Annotated in this window: 19 protein-coding genes and 1 pseudogene; 13 read left to right on the top strand and 7 right to left on the bottom strand. The window is 61.0% G+C overall.

What is annotated here, in order from left to right:
• The first annotated feature begins 68 nt into the window (after positions 1–68).
• Positions 69–773 carry a helix-turn-helix transcriptional regulator gene (locus tag QO002_RS08310; protein WP_307228540.1) on the top strand — a complete coding sequence of 235 codons (705 nt, stop codon included), beginning with the start codon at positions 69–71 and terminating at the stop codon, positions 771–773.
• Here the strand turns inward: QO002_RS08310 and QO002_RS08305 are convergent.
• Positions 730–1,610: pseudogene (locus QO002_RS08305) on the bottom strand (metallophosphoesterase). The gene QO002_RS08310 and the pseudogene QO002_RS08305 overlap by 44 nt on opposite strands.
• Positions 1,611–1,671: 61 nt before the next feature.
• Entirely contained in the window at positions 1,672–2,145 is a 474-nt protein-coding gene (locus tag QO002_RS08300; RefSeq protein WP_307228538.1) for an Lrp/AsnC family transcriptional regulator, read from the bottom strand.
• A 118-nt stretch (positions 2,146–2,263) separates the two neighbouring features.
• On the opposite strand from QO002_RS08300, the gene QO002_RS08295 reads away from it, so the two are divergent.
• On the top strand, positions 2,264–2,830 hold the full coding sequence (locus tag QO002_RS08295) for an RBBP9/YdeN family alpha/beta hydrolase (protein WP_307228535.1): 567 nt from the start codon (positions 2,264–2,266) through the stop codon (positions 2,828–2,830).
• 30 nt (positions 2,831–2,860) lie between these two features.
• Here QO002_RS08295 and QO002_RS08290 read toward each other — a convergent pair whose 3' ends face one another.
• The gene (locus QO002_RS08290; RefSeq protein ID WP_307228533.1) at positions 2,861–4,243 is read right to left on the bottom strand and encodes an IS701 family transposase; all 1,383 of its coding nucleotides are present in this window, start codon (positions 4,241–4,243) and stop codon (positions 2,861–2,863) included.
• Positions 4,244–4,504: 261 nt separating this feature from the next.
• Positions 4,505–5,107, bottom strand: a complete 603-nt coding sequence (locus QO002_RS08285) for a superoxide dismutase (RefSeq protein ID WP_075290159.1) — start codon at positions 5,105–5,107, stop codon at positions 4,505–4,507.
• A gap of 210 nt (positions 5,108–5,317) precedes the next feature.
• Here QO002_RS08285 and QO002_RS08280 point away from each other — a divergent pair, with 210 nt between their 5' ends.
• Together QO002_RS08280 and QO002_RS08275 are read left to right on the top strand one after the other, a co-directional pair.
• Positions 5,318–5,638: a hypothetical protein gene (locus QO002_RS08280; protein WP_370878465.1), complete on the top strand. Its 321-nt coding sequence runs from the start codon at positions 5,318–5,320 to the stop codon at positions 5,636–5,638.
• A 479-nt stretch (positions 5,639–6,117) separates the two neighbouring features.
• Positions 6,118–6,624, top strand: a complete 507-nt coding sequence (locus QO002_RS08275) for a hypothetical protein (RefSeq protein WP_307228530.1) — start codon at positions 6,118–6,120, stop codon at positions 6,622–6,624.
• Between the two features lie 13 nt (positions 6,625–6,637).
• On the opposite strand, the gene QO002_RS08270 is transcribed toward QO002_RS08275, so the two are convergent.
• Positions 6,638–7,525, bottom strand: coding sequence for a branched-chain amino acid aminotransferase (locus QO002_RS08270; protein WP_307228528.1), 888 nt, complete (start codon positions 7,523–7,525; stop codon positions 6,638–6,640).
• A 338-nt stretch (positions 7,526–7,863) separates the two neighbouring features.
• Here QO002_RS08270 and QO002_RS08265 point away from each other — a divergent pair, with 338 nt between their 5' ends.
• From QO002_RS08265 to tam, 6 genes are all read left to right on the top strand, one after another.
• Positions 7,864–8,394 (top strand): GNAT family N-acetyltransferase, encoded by a 531-nt coding sequence (locus QO002_RS08265; protein ID WP_307228526.1) that lies wholly within the window; start codon positions 7,864–7,866, stop codon positions 8,392–8,394.
• Positions 8,395–8,412: 18 nt separating this feature from the next.
• Positions 8,413–9,453, top strand: coding sequence for a zinc-dependent alcohol dehydrogenase family protein (locus QO002_RS08260; protein ID WP_307228524.1), 1,041 nt, complete (start codon positions 8,413–8,415; stop codon positions 9,451–9,453).
• A gap of 129 nt (positions 9,454–9,582) precedes the next feature.
• Positions 9,583–9,819: a hypothetical protein gene (locus tag QO002_RS08255; RefSeq protein WP_307228521.1), complete on the top strand. Its 237-nt coding sequence runs from the start codon at positions 9,583–9,585 to the stop codon at positions 9,817–9,819.
• Positions 9,820–9,922: 103 nt separating this feature from the next.
• Positions 9,923–10,483, top strand: coding sequence for a phosphatase (locus QO002_RS08250; protein WP_307228519.1), 561 nt, complete (start codon positions 9,923–9,925; stop codon positions 10,481–10,483).
• Between the two features lie 117 nt (positions 10,484–10,600).
• Positions 10,601–11,269, top strand: coding sequence for a haloacid dehalogenase type II (locus QO002_RS08245; protein WP_307228517.1), 669 nt, complete (start codon positions 10,601–10,603; stop codon positions 11,267–11,269).
• 4 nt (positions 11,270–11,273) lie between these two features.
• Positions 11,274–12,044: a trans-aconitate 2-methyltransferase gene (tam, locus tag QO002_RS08240; RefSeq protein ID WP_307228515.1), complete on the top strand. Its 771-nt coding sequence runs from the start codon at positions 11,274–11,276 to the stop codon at positions 12,042–12,044.
• A 28-nt stretch (positions 12,045–12,072) separates the two neighbouring features.
• On the opposite strand, the gene QO002_RS08235 is transcribed toward tam, so the two are convergent.
• Together QO002_RS08235 and QO002_RS08230 are read right to left on the bottom strand one after the other, a co-directional pair.
• A complete protein-coding gene (locus QO002_RS08235) occupies positions 12,073–12,807 on the bottom strand; it encodes a gamma-glutamylcyclotransferase (RefSeq protein WP_307228511.1) in 735 nt (244 codons plus the stop codon).
• A 116-nt stretch (positions 12,808–12,923) separates the two neighbouring features.
• The gene (locus QO002_RS08230) at positions 12,924–13,865 is read right to left on the bottom strand and encodes a LysR family transcriptional regulator (RefSeq protein ID WP_307228509.1); all 942 of its coding nucleotides are present in this window, start codon (positions 13,863–13,865) and stop codon (positions 12,924–12,926) included.
• A gap of 137 nt (positions 13,866–14,002) precedes the next feature.
• On the opposite strand from QO002_RS08230, the gene QO002_RS08225 reads away from it, so the two are divergent.
• The 3 genes from QO002_RS08225 to QO002_RS08215 all read left to right on the top strand — a co-directional run bounded on the left by QO002_RS08225 (position 14,003) and on the right by QO002_RS08215 (position 16,860).
• Positions 14,003–15,184 carry an MFS transporter gene (locus tag QO002_RS08225; RefSeq protein WP_307228507.1) on the top strand — a complete coding sequence of 394 codons (1,182 nt, stop codon included), beginning with the start codon at positions 14,003–14,005 and terminating at the stop codon, positions 15,182–15,184.
• Between the two features lie 81 nt (positions 15,185–15,265).
• On the top strand, positions 15,266–16,102 hold the full coding sequence (locus QO002_RS08220) for an aldo/keto reductase (RefSeq protein ID WP_307228505.1): 837 nt from the start codon (positions 15,266–15,268) through the stop codon (positions 16,100–16,102).
• Positions 16,103–16,260: 158 nt separating this feature from the next.
• The gene (locus tag QO002_RS08215; protein WP_370878464.1) at positions 16,261–16,860 is read left to right on the top strand and encodes a DUF922 domain-containing Zn-dependent protease; all 600 of its coding nucleotides are present in this window, start codon (positions 16,261–16,263) and stop codon (positions 16,858–16,860) included.
• Positions 16,861–16,922 lie beyond the last annotated feature (62 nt).

Genomic DNA, 16,922 nt, shown 5'->3' with positions numbered 1-16,922 from the left:
TCTGATATAAACGAAGCCTCCTGACAGGGTTCTGTCAGTATCATCGCCGATACGAAGAGATTTTCGCCATGCGCAAGGCATCCCGGCTGTTCGAGATCATCCAGATCCTCAGGCTCTCACCAAAACCGGTGACAGCGGCCATCATCGCCGAACGGCTGGAGGTGACGGTGCGCTCGATCTACCGGGATATCGCAGCACTTCAGGCCATGCGGGTGCCGATCGAGGGCGGGCGCGGCATCGGTTATATCCTGCGCCCCGGCTTCGACATGCCGCCGCTGATGTTCTCGATCGAAGAAACGGAGGCGATCGTGCTGGCGCTGGCGTTGCTCGCCCGCTCGAACGATACCGAACTCAAGGATGCCGCCGCGCGCGTCAGCGACAAGATCGCCGGCGCCATGCCTGCGCCCCTGCGCCAGACGCTGAATAGCCGCACGCTGCATGCCTGGGGCTCGATCGCGCCTGCTCCCGAAAGCCTGGATCTTGCCTTGGTGCGTCGGGCGATCCGAGACGAACGCAAGCTGCTGCTCGATTACAGCGACGAACAGGGCCGCGGCAGCCAAAGGGCCATCCGGCCGCTGGCATTGATCTATTATTCAGCAACGGCAGTCGTCGTTGGATGGTGCGAACTGCGCCAGGCCATCCGCAACTTCCGCACCGACCGCGTGCAGGGTTGCGCTTTGTTGGAAGCCCATTTCCGTGGCGAAGGTGACGGCCTGCGTGATCTCTGGATCAGCGGCTGGAAACAGCAGCCGGCCGGACCATTGGCTCGTTGATGGGAAGCACCCGGCTCTGCTGGCGGCCGAAACCCTCGATCTCGATACGGTCTTCGAAGATGGAGACAATCGAGAAGGCATTCTGGTCTGGCGTATCGACCATGCCCTTGACGGTGACGAATGGACGGCCAGCGAAAAGGCCAAAATCGCCATCGTGGTTGTGGCCGCAAAAATAAGCGGTGAAGCTTTCGGACTTCGAGAGCATGTCGAGAACGCGTTCGCTATCCCACATATTGTGGCGGTTTGGCGGGAAAACCGGATAGTGATTGAAGACGATGACCTGCTCGCCATTGACATCGGCCTCAGCCAGCTGGGCGGAAAGCCAGGCAAGCTGCTCATCTCCCAGCGAACCGTTCCACGTCTGGGCGTTCTTTGCGCCGCTGGCTTTCAGTGCCGATAGGCGTTCCTTTGCCAAGGCTGTGCGCGGATCGCCGACGCTGCTGAAAAGACGCTGACATCGCTCCCATCGAGGAAGACGAAGCGATACTGGCCGAAGACCAGATCGTAATAGGCACGCTCCATGCCGACGCGCCGCAGAACGTCCGGCAGATGCTGCGCGGATACGGCATAGTCGTGGTTGCCAAGCAGGAAAAATGCCGGATGACGCGAGCGCCCGTAGAGCGGCAGGATATCGTCGAAATTCTCGAAAGCGCGGTCGATGATATCGCCCAGCGTCACGATGAAATCGAGTTCATGGTCGTTGAAGGTGTCGATTGCTTCGGAGAGCTTGTCGAGGCTCTGCCGGAAATAGCGATTGAGCGCCGGATCGGCATCGATATCGGCATATTGGGGATCGGCGACAATGCCGAAGCGGACGAGAGGTGCGGATAGAGACATGAGCGTTGGTTATCGCGGCTGGATGACAGGGCGGTGACACGCATGCTGGCATAAGCGGCGATCATGACCGCTGCAGCAGGGAACGGCCGATGGGCTTTGGCGGTTCGCTGCGCAGGACCAGCGATGTCGTGACGGAGCCGTAGCGCGCAATGGTATCGACGATGGTTTCAAGCTCGCCCGGGTTGGGCACCAGCACCTTCAGGAGAAAACAATCCTCGCCCGTCAGCCGCAGCACCTCCATCACATGCGGAAGCTCGGAAAACAGTTTGAGGCAGGCCTTGATGTGTTCGTGCGTGGTGCGCAGGCGGATAACCGCCATCATGCCGAGACCAAGCCGCGCGGCATCGATGCGAGCGCCATAACCGCTGATGATGCCCCGCTCCTCCAGTCGCTTCACCCGCTCGGAGGTTGCCGGTTGCGACAGGCCGATGCGGCGACCGAGTTCGGACATGCCGATGCGGCCGTTTTCCTGCATGATCTCGAGGATGGCGATGTCGGTTGGGTCGAGGGTCACGGGGTCATTGTCAGCGGGCATGTTCTGGCTTTCGGCTTTGAATCTATCGGAATTTGCGTTCCTTTTCCGATGAATTCTCATTCCAAAGCCGGGCGGTGTCCATCATTTTGTCTCCAGCACCTTCAGACAGGGAGACCCCATGAGCGACATCATCATCCTGCCCGGTATCGGCGGTTCAGGCGAAAGCCATTGGCAAACGCGTTGGGAAAAGGAAAATCCCGCCATGACGCGTTTTGCGCCATCGGACTGGGAAAATCCTGATCTTGCCGACTGGATCACGGCCCTGGAAAAGGCCGTGCGCAAGGCGACACACCCTCCGGTTCTGGTTGCCCACAGCCTAGCCTGCCTGCTGGTCACCTATTGGCAGGCTGGGTCTGAAACACCTGTCGCGGGTGCCTTTCTCGTCGCCGTTCCCGATCCTTCTTCGGAAGCATTTCCGAAGGCAGCTGCAAGCTTTTCCGATCCACCGATAGGGCGGCTGCGCATGCCGTCGCTGGTTGTCGCGAGCAGCGACGATCCCTATGGCACGCCCGAATATTCCCGCATGCGAGCGCGAGAGTGGGGCAGCGGTCTCATCGAGATTGGGCCGGCGGGGCACATCAACGGGCAGAGCGGTCTCAAGGGCTGGCGGGAAGGCCTGAACCTGCTGACGGCTTTTCGTGCAGGGATCGAGGAAGACCGCGGCAATCATCGCTACAAACGATAGGACACCATCTCCCAAGCTCGACTTTGCACATTATGCGGCGAAGCAAAGAGCCTGGGCCATGCGCTGAAGCCGTCCGGGAGGTATTTTATGCATTTCCGGGTTTGACGGTGAGTGTCGATAAAGATCGTCACTCCACAAAACCAGGCGAACTGCAGCCATTGCATCTGTGAATGTCAGATCGGTTTTCTTGTACCATGCGGCCGCGTAGGGGCGCGTTTTTTGGCTGAGAACATCACCGGCCCATACCGTGACGAGACTGTAGAGGGCAAGAAGCGAAGGTGTCGTGCGCAGGATAGCGTTGCCGCTCCATTGGCGCTGGGTTTCGATACCCAGATGCGCGCGTGTTTCCGCGAACGTTACCTCGATTTGCCAGCGCCGAACGAAGTAGGCAATGATCTGAGCTGGTTCGAGATCGGTATTGGTGCTCATGAACGCCTGCGGTTCGCGGCGGCCTGAGGGGTCTCGGACCAACACCCAGCGAATTAGCTTTGGCGGCGTTCCTCGCCGGTACCATAACCCGGTGGAAGAGGTAATATCGAGGCTCTTGTTCGTTTCTCGTCCGTACCAGCTTGAGGCGGTAATGCGCTGCCACACGGTTTTGGGATGGTGCAGGATCGTCTTCAGTTTGGGCTGTGGCATGCCCTTTTGTGCAGGCCTCCCAAGCGTGTGTTCGTGCCGTTGGTCTGGTGGAGCAAACAGACTTGCATCCAGGCGCAAGCGTGTGATGAGGATGGCTTTGTGGGGAAGAGCCGCAGCCAGGGTGTGAACCGCAAAACTGCTGTCTCCGACAAAGATGATGTCGCGACCAGGTAGCCATCGGCAGAGCTGCAGCACGCCCTGCCTTGCCCAATCCGTCAGCAGTTTATGCTTTCGTCCCCTTTTCTTATCGTAGCGCTCCGAGGGGCATAACAGCGTCAAGACTGGCAGGGCCTTGATGCATTTGGCCCATGGGACTGGGGCAAGAACCATGAAGCTCAGCCAGCGCAAGCCGCTGGCTTTGACGAAGTGACCGTGACTGGAGCGCACCGGATCGCGATAGATGCCGCGGGCGGCAATCTTTGGTCCCCATCGGCGTTCGATGGTGTCGTCCATGCCGATAATGACAGGGCCAGCAGGTACGAGGCGGGCGACAACAACCGATAGCAGCCGCGAAGCCAGTGTGCGCGGGTTCCAACGCGCGCGATTAAGCAGCTGATGGTAGAGGGAAAAATTGCCGGCCTCGGCGCGGCCGGTGATCCGCAAACACGACGATACTGTTCGTTTGCCTGGAGACAGGATCGCGCCCATCACCAGGACCAGCAGATGCTCCCAGCTGGGTGCCGTGAACCAGGGACGAAACGACGACAGCCACTGGTGAAGGATGTGCGGAACAGGATCACTCGACCCGACGCAGTTCTCATTATGATCGGTCATCCATCGGTTCGAATCCGCTCAGACGAAACAGGCAAGGCAAAGAGACTGCGACAAATTGATTCACCCAGTACAGATGATCGAAATGCGTGCGCTGGTATGCACCATAAGCCGGCCGGACGCAGCCTGTCAGCGCCGCCAACCAACTCAAATTCCCAAAGAATTTTGTACAAAGTCGAGCCAAGGCCTCGACTCACAACGCAAAAACCCGGCCTCTCGACCGGGTTTCGCATTTCAAACACCGTAAAATCCGGCGCGCAGACCTTACTTGGTCGCGCCTTCGTAAAGTTCCAGCACGTAGTCCCAGTTGACCAGGCTATCGACGAAGGCTTCGAGGTACTTCGGACGGGCGTTGCGGTAGTCGATGTAGTAGGAGTGCTCCCACACGTCGACGCCGAGGATCGGGGTCGCGCCGTGAACCAGCGGGTTTTCGCCGTTCGGGGTCTTGGAGATTTCGAGCTTGCCGTTCTTGACGGAGAGCCATGCCCAACCCGAGCCGAACTGGCCGGCGCCGGCTGCGAGGAAGTCGGCACGGAACTTGTCGTAGCCGCCGAGATCGGACTTGATGGCCGCATCGAGCGCGCCCGGAAGCGACGTGCCGCCGCCGCCCTTCTTCATCCACTTCCAGAAGTGAAGGTGGTTGTAGTGCTGGCCGGCATTGTTGAACAGCGGCTGGTTGGTGCCGTAGGACTTCTTGACGATTTCCTCGAGCGACAGATCGGCAAGACCGGCTTCTTCAGCCAGCTTGTTGCCGTTGGTCACGTAAGCCTGATGGTGCTTGTCGTGATGATACTCGAGCGTCTCGCGCGACATGTAGGGCGCGAGCGCATCGTAGTCATAGGGAAGGTTCGGCAATTCGAAAGCCATGGTGGTATCTCCTCTTGGCGATGGAATTTCTCAATAAAATCTGTTGCTCGGGAACATAGGGACCAGTGTCGCAAGTGGCAACTGCCCGCTCACCAAAATTCGGGGCAGCCTTGAAAAATACTTCCACCGTTTGCCCGTAACTGTGCTTCTAACCCACAGAATGGCCACGTTTTTCGCCAAGCTCGGCGAGAGACAAATCAGGAGACCTACATGCCCGCATTCGCCCGTCACACGCTTTTCGCCCTTGCCGCCCTCACCGTTGCCCCGGTCCTTGCCCACGCCTCTTCGGATGACGCCTGGGAAGAGATGCGCAAGGATGTGAGCGAGAAATGCCTGACAGCGGCAGGCTCGGCGATGGAAAGCCCCAGGGCAGTCGTCGATCCCTTCGGCTCCGAACGATTCGGGCTGGCGCTTGTGAGCGGCAAGGCCAAGGGCGCAGACGCCACGATCACGCAGATCTGCGTCTACGACAAGCAGGCCAAGACGGTGGAGCTCGGCAGCGAGCTGACCGAGGAGATGCTCAAGGACTGACGGCGGTCGCGAAGGGCCGGTCATTGCGTGCGGTCCGCTAAACCAGCAGATAAAAGGCGATAATCGCAACCATCACCAGGAAGAACACCGCGAAAGCCCTGATAAACGTGGCGATTTCAGCGTCGGCGGATATCTCCATGGGTCTTGTAACCCTTGCCTCCTCCGTCCTGCCAATCGATCTGATCAGGCGGCCCCCGTGGGCATCAACGTGCAATCTGTGAACATGCGGCATTGCAATCTCCAAACAGTCTGAAGACGGATTTTCTCCAGCTGCCTGTTGGCAAATCCACTCACTGTTTTTCTACGCCCGAGCCGCATTTGATTCGATTGCGAAGCCGCACCGAAAGGATAAAGTTTTCATAAGGCCATGGCGCTCCCCAGAGGAGCTTTGACCGTGCGGCCGAATGCGTTTTGTTCAATACGCCTGCGCACAGATTTCATATTTTTTATATTTCGGTTCATGAGAAGAGGGGAACACCATGGCCAATCCCATGTCGACGCTCGGCATTATCCACACTGTCATCAGCGTGGTTCCGGTTATCGCCGGTCTCTACAGTTTCTCGAAATACGGCGCGATCCTGCCGAAGACGGATGTCGGCCGGCTCTACCTGATCACCATCATTCTCTCGGCCGTGACATCCTTCGGGCTTTCCAGCACCGGCGGCTTCAACCCCGGCCATGCGATCGGCATCCTGACGCTTCTCGCCATCGTCTTTTCCATGGCGATCGGAAAGCTCGGCTGGTTCGGCAGGCTCAATCGCTATCTGCAGGCCCTGTCGATGTCGTTCACGTTTTTCCTGCTGATGGTGCCGGCGATCAACGAGACCTTGTCGCGCCTGCCGCCCGCCAATCCCATCGGCAACGGCCCGGATTCGCCACCGGTACAGGCGACGACGGCCGTCTGGGTCGTCATCTTCCTCGTCGGCATCTGTTATCAGGCGTGGTCCATGCACCGCCATCCAACGGGCGGTGCACAGCCGGCGTGAGTATCAGGATCGATCAGAAATCCGAAGACGAGGCGTTGGCCCAGTCCATATAGAGGTCCTTAGCCTTGGCGGCGATCGGGCCGGGCTGCAGGTCGCGGCCTTCCAGCTTGGTGACCGGAACGACCTTTGAATAGTTTCCGGAGGTGAAGATTTCGTCGGCGCCCTCAAAATCGGCCAGCGTCAGTGTGGTTTCGACCACCTCGAAGCCGGCCTCGCGCAGGAGGCCGATGACGCGCAGACGGGTGATGCCGGCGAGGAAAGTGCGGTTGGCGGCGGGCGTGAAAACGACGCCGTCCCTGACCATGAAGACGTTGGACGAGCCGGTCTCGGCGATATTGCCGAGCATGTCGCGCACCAGCGCATTGTTGAAACCGCGACCGCGGGCTTCGGCGAGGATGCGGCCGTTGTTCGGATAGAGGCAGCCGGCCTTGGCATCCGTCGGCATGCACTCGATCGTCGGTCGGCGGAAGGGCGAGACTGTGAGCGACTGGCCGCCCGGCCCCTCGCCCATCGGCGCTTCGAACAGGCAGAGCGCAAAGCGGGTCGATTCGGGATCGACGGTGACGACGCTGCCCGGCGAACCATGTTCGCCCCAGTACATCGGCTTGATGTAGATGGCGGTCTTGCCGTCAAACTTCTTGACGCCTTCCCAGGCGAGCCCTTCGATATCCTCGGCCGCCACCGTCGGCTTCAGCCCGAGCGCCAGCGCCGAGCGATTGACGCGTTGGCAATGCAGGTCGAGATCCGGCGCGATGCCATCGAACCAGCGGCCACCATCGAATACGGTGGAGCCGAGCCACATGGCATGCGAGGTCGGGCCGATCAGCGGCGGATTGCCGGAAAGCCACTCTCCGTCCACATAGGTCCAGGTGGTGCTGCGCGCTTTGGTGTCGACGGCCATGGTGATCTCCTTTGCTTTGTCTTTCTTTCCGCATAGCCGGAAAATCGAGAACTGGGGTGAATAGGTACATCAAAAAAAGTCATGGCGTCCAATCTGGATCGACAGGATAGGCTTGGGTAGGTTTGGCGGCCTCTTCCTCTTCTCCCTAGCGGGGAGAAGGGCCGAGCGAGGCGATGAGGGGGCGGTGCGGCAAGCTCCTGATTTTGTGGTGGCGATCACCCCCTCATCCGCCCTTCGGGCACCTTCTCCCCGCTGGGGAGAAGAGGGAGCGAGCAGCACCTTTCGCGGCGACGTTAGGCCACCGAACGAGATGAAAAGACGGGAACGATTTGAATGCTATGGATGAAACAAGCTTCGAGATGATGCCCACCATCCGCATGCTCTCCTCCACCGACACCGCCGCCTTCCGCGCGATCCGGCTTGAATCCCTGCGGCAGGACCCCGATGCCTTTGCCAGCCAGGAAGACGACTGGCTGAGAATTTCGGAAGCCGACTGGCAGCGCCATCTGATCCACAACACCGTCTTTGCCGCCTTCGAGAACGAAACTCCCGTTGCCGTCATGGGCCTGATGCGCCAGCGCGCTGCCAAGATGACGCATCGCGCGACGATCATCATGGTCTATATACGCAAGGCCAATCGCGGCTCGGGGCTGGCGAGCGACATGCTCGATTTCCTTGCCGCCATCATCGGCATCCGCCAGCTGGAGCTTGCCGTGCGCGCCGACAATGCCGAAGCCATCGCCTTTTATCGCAAGGCGGGCTTTGCCGAGATCGGCCGCATTCCCGGCGGCTTTCTGCAGGACGGCCGGGAAATCGACGAGATTCTCATGGCCCGGCGCACCGATCGGCGACAAGATCAAAACAATTGAACCAATGGAGCTTCCCCGATGAAAGCCATGTACTACGAGACCTTCGGCGAGACGCCCGATATCCGCATCCTGCCGGACCCGACGCCGAGCGCCGATGGCGTGGTCATCAAGGTGGAAGCGACCGGCGTCTGCCGCAGCGACTGGCATGGCTGGATGGGTCATGATCCTGATATCAACCTGCCGCATGTGCCCGGACACGAGCTTGCCGGCGTCATTACCGCGACCGGCAAGGGCGTGATGCGCTACAAGGTCGGCGACCGGGTGACCGTGCCCTTCGTTTCCGGTTGCGGGCGCTGCGGCGAATGCCATTCCGGCAATGCGCAGGTCTGCCCCAACCAGTTCCAGCCCGGCTTTACCCATTGGGGCTCGTTTGCCGAATATGTGGCGATCGACTATGCCGACCAGAACCTCGTGATCCTGCCGGAAACCATCGACTACGCCACCGCGGCCAGCCTCGGCTGCCGCTTCGCCACCTCGTTTCGCGCCATTGCCGACCAGGGCCGCGTCAAGGGCGGCGAATGGGTGGCCGTGCATGGCTGTGGCGGGGTGGGCCTCTCGGCAATCATGATCGCCACCGCACTCGGGGCCAATGTGGTCGCCGTCGACATTACCGAAACCAAGCTTTCCTTCGCCCGCGAGATCGGTGCAGTTGCCACCATCGATGCGACGACGACCGGTGATGTGGCGGAGGCCGTGCGGGAGCTGACCGGCGGCGGCGCCCATGTCTCGATCGACGCGCTCGGCTCGCCCGTCACCTGCTTCAACTCGATCAAGAACCTGCGCCGGCGCGGGCGGCATGTGCAGGTCGGCCTGATGCTCGGCGAGCATGCAGCACCGCAAATCCCGATGGCGCAGGTGATCGGCCACGAACTCGAAATCTACGGCAGCCACGGCATGCAGGCCTGGCGCTACGAAGCGATGCTGGCCATGATCGCCACCGGCAAGCTCAACCCGCAAAAACTGATCGGTCGGCATGTGACGCTGGAAGAGGCCATTCCGGTGCTGACGACGATGGATACGGCAACGGATTTGGGGATCAGTGTGATTACGCGGTTTTGAGTGGCATGGGTTTTCGCGAAGGGTAAAGGCCGGCTTCACGCGTGGAAGAATAGTGGGGATTGAAGCGCCCGTGGCAATGCGACCTCGGCTCAAATATACTTGCAGAAAATATGGGAGGCTCGACCGTAGATGTCGATGCGGATTGATCCAAGCTGGACTGTCCTGAAGAGCATTGAAGACGATTATCATGAGCGTTGCGTCGATCTCTTCGCGCGTCCTGACGGCACGTTCGGTTTTGAAGAGTTCCGGCGGGACGTTGAGGATCAGGGCCGATGGACGGCTACCCAATACTATTCCGGCAAAAGCTTCGGGTCGCGGGAAGCTGCATGGGACGCGGCCAAGCACGCAGTCAGTTGGATCACTTGACAAATTCCAACTATGTACCGGCGATAGGTCTCACAATTTTCCCCCTCCCCGATCCCGCACGCCGCTGATAATTTGCCCTCGGTGGAATCAGTGAGGACAAGCCATGGCACTTGGGGCGCAACAACAGACAGAGACGCTTTATGCGCCGATCCTTGCCAAGAATGCGGTGCATCCGAACGGCTGGCCGCTGCGCATCATCGTGGCGTCGCAGACCGAGGCACGGCATAACCGTGCCAACTGGGCACCGAGCCATCTGATCTCGATCCGCGCCACCGGCACCAAGCTGCTTTCGATGATCGACCTGCCGGAAGAGCGCCATCTGCAGCTCCAGTTCGGCGATGCCATGGACCCGGACGAGCCGGATGCGGCCAAGCTTGCCCATATCGAAGCCACCTTCGCCTTCATCGACGGCCTGCCGGAGGACGCGCAACTGCTCATACACTGCCTGCGCGGCATCGGCCGCTCGACGGCGCTGACGCTTGGCATTCTCGGTCGCTACATGGAGCCGGATGAGGCTGCGGCCACGTTGCATGCGCTGCGGCCGGAAGCCAAGCCGAACCGGCATGTCGTGGGCTTGTGCGACACGGTGCTGGGGCTGAAGGGCAAGCTGGCGAAACAGGCGTTGCGGTTTCCGGCGAAGGTCTGGAAGCCCGTTAAGGGGTGAAGCGGCACAATCTGCCTCTGCTTCTGGCAATGCCTTGCCAACGCCGCTATCGTAACCAACCTTCTCTGAGGGATTGCGCTGATCCCGACCGAAAGAAATTTCCAACCGGGGGTTCCCATGGCGTTCGCCGCCTATGTCTTTGATGCCTATGGCACGCTGTTCGACGTGCATGCGGCCGTGCGCCGGCATGCGGATGCGATTGGGCCGGAGGGTCAGGCGTTTTCCGAGATGTGGCGGGCAAAGCAGCTGGAATATTCCTGGATCAGGACGCTGATGGGCGCTCACAAGGATTTCTGGGTGCTGACGGAGCAGGCGCTCGATTACACCTTCCAGCGCTTTCCCTCGGCCGACCCGGCGTTGAAGCCAGCGCTCCTCGACGCCTATTGGCATCTCGATTGCTACCCGGAAGTGCCGGCCGTGCTGAAGGGCCTGAAGGCGCAGGGTGCGCGGATCGCGATCCTCTCCAACGGCACCGAGGCAATGCTGAAATCGGCCGTCGGCAAGGCGGGGCTCGATCTCGTCATCGACGATATCTTCTCGGTAGAGGCGGTCGGCGCCTTCAAGACGGCGCCTGCGGTCTATGACATGGTCACCACCCGCTACCGGCTCTACCCGAAAGCCGTGTCCTTCCAGTCGTCCAACCGCTGGGACATTGCCGGGGCCACGAAATTCGGCTTCCGCACGGTCTGGATCAACCGTGCCAACATGCCGGATGAATATCCGGATCTCGGGCCGGCGCTGATCCTGCCGTCGCTCGAAAGCCTGCAACAGCATCAGGAAGGGTAACCGCATGGCATGGTCGGCGGCACAATATGTGAAATTCGAGGACGAGCGCACGCGGCCCGCCCGCGATCTGCTCGCCCAGGTGCCGGGCCTGCCGAGCGGCGCGCTCTACGACCTCGGTTGTGGACCGGGCAATTCCACGGAACTGATCAATGAGCGCTTGTCCGATCGGTTGACGATCGGGATCGACAGCGACGACGACATGCTGGCCGCCGCTGCCAAACGCCTTCCGCAACTCACCTTCGAGAAGGGCGATCTTGCCCAGTGGCAACCACCCGCGCCGGCCGCGCTGTTTTATGCCAATGCCGTGTTCCAATGGTTGCCGGAACATCTGGATATTCTCGCGCGACTGATGGGTGCGTTGGTGCCGGGCGGCGCGCTTGCGGTACAGATGCCGGACAATCTCGTGGAGCCCAGCCATGTGGCGATGCGCGAGGTTGCCGCCGAAGCGCCGTTTGCCGCACACTTCGCCAGGAACCCCCGCGACCGGAGCGCACTTCCCTCGCCCGCCGTCTATATTGACCGCCTGTCGCCGCTGAGCGGCAGGGTCGATGTCTGGCACACGATCTACTATCACCGGCTCGCCAATGCCGAAGCAATCGTTGAATGGGTGAAGGGCACCGGGCTCAGGCCCTATCTCGACGCGCTGCCGGACGATCTGCGAGCAGATTATCAGGCAGCCTATCTGGAGCGCATCCGGGCGGCCTACCCGCCGCTGGCCGATGGGCGGGTGCTGTTGCGCTTTCCGCGGATTTTTATCGTGGCGGTGAAGGGGTAAGCAGCGGCACTCGCGGAGGCCTCTGTCCTCAGCGGTGATGCCCTGCCCCCGGCCGCTTCGCCCCCTCTTCCAGCCGGTGCAGCCTGCGGATTTCGTCGGCGACCAGGGCCTGCAGGCGCCAGAGGTTGCGGTCGCGTATGCCGAATTCTTCGAGATGCGAGACGGTGTTGTAGAGATATTCGGCGCCTGAGCCGATGTGGCCGCAGGCGCGCGCCAGGATATGGGCTACCTCCGATGGCGGGTGGCGATGGGAAATGCTGCGCGGTGTCTCTCCCACCCAGAAACCGAGCGCCATCTGCGGGCCATCGACGGTGCGCACCGGCAGCCAGCGAACCGCCTGAACGCCCTCCGTCTCGCTGACCTCGCGGCGCAGCATGCGTTCGATCTGCTCCAGCCGGTTGCCATCCGGCAGGCGGTAGATGACGCCATCGCAACGCCCACCCCTGGCGAGGGCCATCATCAGGCCCGGCTGTTCGCGCGAGCCGCGCCAGCTGTTGATTTCGAGCGTGAAGGCACGATGCCAGCCGAAGGCGGTTGCGGGTTTCATCTCGACCGAGTCGAACTCCGGCTTCCAGATCAATGAGCCATAGGCAAAAACCCAGAGCGGACCGTGATCGGACTCGGCTTCAAGTTTCTCGGCGAGAACGCGGTAGTCATCATCTGTCAGCGGCGTGAAACGACTGTCAAGCCCCATATTCGGCTCCTCGCGATAGCAGAGGGCCACGAGGTCTGATGTCAGCGACATGGTACGCTTTTCAGGCATGGCAAAAGTCTCGGATCATTTCTGTCAGAAAAAGGCCATCGATCCTTTTAGATGGCCGCTGCAACCGCCAGCGTCAAGCCGAAAGGCACGCCGGATAGGGACCTCGCCGGTGTGATCTACTTTTGCCCGTCTGCTGCAGGATCAATTCTCTCTACGAGGAAATCGATGAACGCGCGGATGCGGGCAGCGAGATGATCGTGGCCGGCAAAGACCGCCTGGATGACCTCCTCATCCTTTGGCCGGTGATCTTCCAGCAGCATCACCAATCGTCCCTCTTCGATATCCCGCTGGACATGGAAATAGCCGATGCGGCCGATGCCGATGCCGGCGAGGCAGATCTGGCGCATCATTACGCCGGAATTGACCAGCATGTTGCCGTTGATCGGCCGGAAGACGACATTACTGCTTTCTGGGCCGCTTTCGGAGCCGCTTGACGGCTCGATGAAGGGCCAGCCATCGCGGGCGCGGCGGAAGTTGAAATCGAGGCAATTGTGATGATCGAGGTCGTCCGGAGTGCGGGGCGTGCCATGCACGTCCAGATAGCCGGGCGTGGCGACGAGTACCCGCCGGGTTTCCAGCAGCTTGCGTGCCTTGAGGCTCGAATCCCGCAAGGCCCCGGAGCGGATGGCGATATCCGTGCGCTCTTCGACAAGATCGATCACGCCATCCGTCAGTGACAGGTCGAGCTGGACATGGGGGTAAAGCGCCAGGAACTCGCTGGCGATCGGCAGGATGTAGCGTTCGCCAAATCCCATCAGTGCATTGACGCGCAGCAGCCCGCGCGGTGCCGCCTGCCCGCCGGAGGAGACGACCAGTTCCGTTTCGGCGATGTCGGCGAGGATGCTGCGCGCCCGGGCGAGGTAGATTTCGCCTTCCGGGGTCAGCTGCAGCGAGCGTGTGGTGCGCACCAGAAGGCGGGTGCCGAGGCGATCCTCAATGCGGGTCACCAGCTTGCTGACGGCGGAGGGGGAAAGCTTCAGCCTGCGCCCGGCGGCCGAGAAGCTTTTCAGCTCCGCCGCGAGTGCAAACACTTCCATCTCGCCTGCCCTGTTGTCCATGCCATCAGCCTTCTGTGAAATCAATTCAAAAGCATTTATCCATTCCTATGGATTATCGCGCAAGTCATATTCCCCCATATTCCACGGCATAGACCTTCCCTCAACCCGCCCACCTTGACCGGGCGAAAGGTGTTTTCATGCCCCTTGCTCTCTTTGCGCTCACGATCGCGGCCTATGCGATCGGTACCACCGAATTCGTCATCGTCGGCCTCCTGCCGACCGTGGCCACCGACCTGCACATCACCCTGCCGCTCGCTGGCCTCATTGTTTCCATCTATGCGCTGGGCGTCACCTTTGGCGCGCCGATCCTCACCGCACTGACCGGCCGGATCGAGCGCAAGCCGCTGCTGCTTGGGCTGATGGCGCTGTTCATCGCCGGCAATACCATGGCGGCCTTCTCGCCGAGCTACGAACTGCTGCTCATCGCCCGCGTGCTCTCGGCCTTTGCCCATGGCGTGTTCTTCTCCGTCGGCTCGACCATCGCCGCCGATCTCGTGCCGGAAAATCGCCGCGCATCGGCCATCGCCATGATGTTCATGGGCCTTACGGTCGCCATCGTCACCGGCGTTCCGCTTGGCACCTTCATCGGCCAGACGTTTGGCTGGCGCGCCACGTTCTTTGCGGTTGCGGGCCTCGGCGTCATCGCCTTTGCCGGCATTGCCGCGCTGCTTCCCTCGACGCTCTCGAAAGCCGCCCCTGCCAGCCTGCTCGATCAGGTCCGTGTGCTCGGCAGCGGCCGGCTGCTCATCGTCTTTGCCATGACGGCGCTGGGTTACGGCGGCACTTTCGTCACCTTCACCTTCCTCGCTCCCATGCTGCAGGAGGTCACCGGCTTTGCCGCCTCGTCCGTCAGCCTCGTACTGGTGCTTTACGGGCTGGCGATCGCCGCCGGCAATATTCTTGGCGGACGCCTTGCCGACCGCAATCCGGTGAAGGCGCTCGCCTGGCTGTTTGCCGCGCAGGCTGTCGTGCTGGTGCTGTTCTCGTTCACCGCGATTTCGGCGATCCCGGCACTAATTACCCTCGCCGCCCTCGGCTTCCTGTCCTTCGCCAATGTGCCCGGCCTGCAGCTCTATGTCGTGCAGCTTGCCAAGCAGCATCGTCCGGGTGCCGTCGATGTCGCCTCGGCGCTGAACATCGCCGCCTTCAACCTCGGTATCGCAGCCGGCGCCTGGATCGGTGGTCTCGTGGTCGCCTCCCCGCTCGGGCTTCAGGCAACCCCGTGGGTCGGCGGAATTCTCGTGGCCGGCGCGCTGCTGCTGACGCTTCTCAGCAACTCGCTCGACCGGCGGCCGCAAGCCATCTGCCAGCCGGCTTGACCTCACCCGTTGCTGCCACATCTAATCCCCCAAAACCCAACCCGGCGACAAGGCCGGGCAGCCTTACCAAAGGAGAACCCCATGCAACCCATCGTCAAAACCAATGGCGCGGAAATACCGGCACTCGGTTTCGGCACCTTCCGCATGCCGGGGCCGGAAGTCCTCGACATCGTGCCGAAGGCGCTGCAGCTCGGCTTCCGCCATGTCGATACCGCCCAGATTTATGGCAACGAAGCCGAAGTGGGCACCGCCATCCAGCAATCGGGCGTGCCGCGCTCCGATATCTTCCTGACGACCAAGGTCTGGGTCGACAAATATGCCCGTGGCAGCTTTGCGGCCTCCGTCGATGAAAGCCTGCGCAAGCTGAAGACCGACTACGTCGACATGCTTCTTCTGCACTGGCCGGGTAGCCCCGTGCCGATGGCCGAACGGCTGGAAGGGCTGAATGCGGTGCGCGACGCGGGCAAGGTCCGCAACATCGGCGTCAGCAACTTCAACACCCACCAGATGGATGAAGCCGCCCGGCTTTCCAAAGCGCCGCTTGCCACCAATCAGGTCGAATATCATCCCTATCTCGACCAGTTGAAGGTGCTGGAGGATGCCGAGCGCCTGGGCATGTCGATCACCGCCTATTACGCGATGGCGGACGGCAAGGTGCCGAAGGATCCGGTGTTGAACGATATCGGCAGCCATCACGGCAAGAGCGCCGCGCAGGTGGTGCTGCGCTGGCTGATCCAGCAGCATGGCGTCGTCACCCTCTCCAAGACCTCGACGGCGAGCCGGCTGAAGGAAAACTTCGATATCTTCGACTTCCACCTCACCGTGGATGAGATGAAGGCGATCCACGCCCTTGCCCGCCCAGATGGTCGCATCGTCAACCCGCAGGGCCTCGCGCCCGTGTGGGACAAGGCGGCCTGAACAGGGTATTGAAAAGCTGGCTCTGCCGCGCCGTCATCGGCACGGCAGGGACCTGCACCGTATATCGCATTAAAACGGCTGCATAATTCCTGAAACAGATTCCGATCCCGAAAATTATGCAGTAGGCTCCGTCCATCGCATCGGTGACGGGGAAACGCGTGCAGACAAGCTTCGGACTGGGCCTTATTCTGTCCCTCCTCGCCAACACGCCGGTCATGGCCAGCGGCTGGCAGCCGGTCGAAAAGAAGGTCTATTACGCCGTCAGCGGCACGACGGGACCTGAGCTCTACACCTCCATCGGCGAACGCGGCCCGCAGATCGGCGATGGCATGCGCACCATCGCCTATACGGACTTCAAGCTGACCTGGACTCGTGACTACCAGCAGCGCGGCGATGCCTGTGTGCTCGCCTCCGCGCGCCCGAAACTGATAATCACCTACAACTTGCCCAAAGCTTCGAAGAAACTGATCGGCATGACCCGTACACTCTGGGAAAGCTTTGCGGACGGTGTGGCAGCCCATGAAAAGATCCATGGCCAGATGATCGTCGACATGGTGCATGAGATCGAACGACAGACGGTTGGCCTCACCGTGGAAAACGATCCGGGTTGCCGGAAGATCAGGACCGAGATGACCAAGATACTCGGACCTATCTCGAATGCCCGTCAGCAGAAGAACCGCGACTTCGATCGTGTCGAGCTGACCCAGGGCGGCAGCGTTCATCAACTGGTGCTCGCGCTTGTGAATGGCGGGCGCTAAGGTAACGAGAAGCCGTTATCAACCCCTGACTGCATTAAAATAAAATAAACCTATAAGGTTAT

The sequence above is a fragment of the Pararhizobium capsulatum DSM 1112 genome, from assembly GCF_030814475.1.
Lineage (GTDB): Bacteria > Pseudomonadota > Alphaproteobacteria > Rhizobiales > Rhizobiaceae > Pararhizobium > Pararhizobium capsulatum.
This window is presented reverse-complemented; position numbering and strand designations above follow the sequence as displayed.

Excerpts from the sequence above, each read along its gene's own strand:
- QO002_RS08310 (WP_307228540.1), top strand. The coding sequence starts at position 69 with ATGCGCAAGGCATCCCGGCTGTTCGAGATCATCCAGATCCTCAGGCTC.
- QO002_RS08230 (WP_307228509.1), bottom strand. The coding sequence starts at position 13,865 with ATGGACAACAGGGCAGGCGAGATGGAAGTGTTTGCACTCGCGGCGGAG.
- QO002_RS08265 (WP_307228526.1), top strand. The coding sequence starts at position 7,864 with ATGGATGAAACAAGCTTCGAGATGATGCCCACCATCCGCATGCTCTCC.
- QO002_RS08285 (WP_075290159.1), bottom strand. The coding sequence starts at position 5,107 with ATGGCTTTCGAATTGCCGAACCTTCCCTATGACTACGATGCGCTCGCG.
- QO002_RS08250 (WP_307228519.1), top strand. The coding sequence starts at position 9,923 with ATGGCACTTGGGGCGCAACAACAGACAGAGACGCTTTATGCGCCGATC.
- tam (WP_307228515.1), top strand. The coding sequence starts at position 11,274 with ATGGCATGGTCGGCGGCACAATATGTGAAATTCGAGGACGAGCGCACG.
- QO002_RS08235 (WP_307228511.1), bottom strand. The coding sequence starts at position 12,807 with ATGCCTGAAAAGCGTACCATGTCGCTGACATCAGACCTCGTGGCCCTC.
- QO002_RS08225 (WP_307228507.1), top strand. The coding sequence starts at position 14,003 with ATGCCCCTTGCTCTCTTTGCGCTCACGATCGCGGCCTATGCGATCGGT.
- QO002_RS08275 (WP_307228530.1), top strand. The coding sequence starts at position 6,118 with ATGGCCAATCCCATGTCGACGCTCGGCATTATCCACACTGTCATCAGC.
- QO002_RS08245 (WP_307228517.1), top strand. The coding sequence starts at position 10,601 with ATGGCGTTCGCCGCCTATGTCTTTGATGCCTATGGCACGCTGTTCGAC.
- QO002_RS08270 (WP_307228528.1), bottom strand. The coding sequence starts at position 7,525 with ATGGCCGTCGACACCAAAGCGCGCAGCACCACCTGGACCTATGTGGAC.
- QO002_RS08295 (WP_307228535.1), top strand. The coding sequence starts at position 2,264 with ATGAGCGACATCATCATCCTGCCCGGTATCGGCGGTTCAGGCGAAAGC.
- QO002_RS08220 (WP_307228505.1), top strand. The coding sequence starts at position 15,266 with ATGCAACCCATCGTCAAAACCAATGGCGCGGAAATACCGGCACTCGGT.
- QO002_RS08255 (WP_307228521.1), top strand. The coding sequence starts at position 9,583 with ATGTCGATGCGGATTGATCCAAGCTGGACTGTCCTGAAGAGCATTGAA.
- QO002_RS08300 (WP_307228538.1), bottom strand. The coding sequence starts at position 2,145 with ATGCCCGCTGACAATGACCCCGTGACCCTCGACCCAACCGACATCGCC.
- QO002_RS08290 (WP_307228533.1), bottom strand. The coding sequence starts at position 4,243 with ATGACCGATCATAATGAGAACTGCGTCGGGTCGAGTGATCCTGTTCCG.
- QO002_RS08280 (WP_370878465.1), top strand. The coding sequence starts at position 5,318 with ATGCCCGCATTCGCCCGTCACACGCTTTTCGCCCTTGCCGCCCTCACC.
- QO002_RS08260 (WP_307228524.1), top strand. The coding sequence starts at position 8,413 with ATGAAAGCCATGTACTACGAGACCTTCGGCGAGACGCCCGATATCCGC.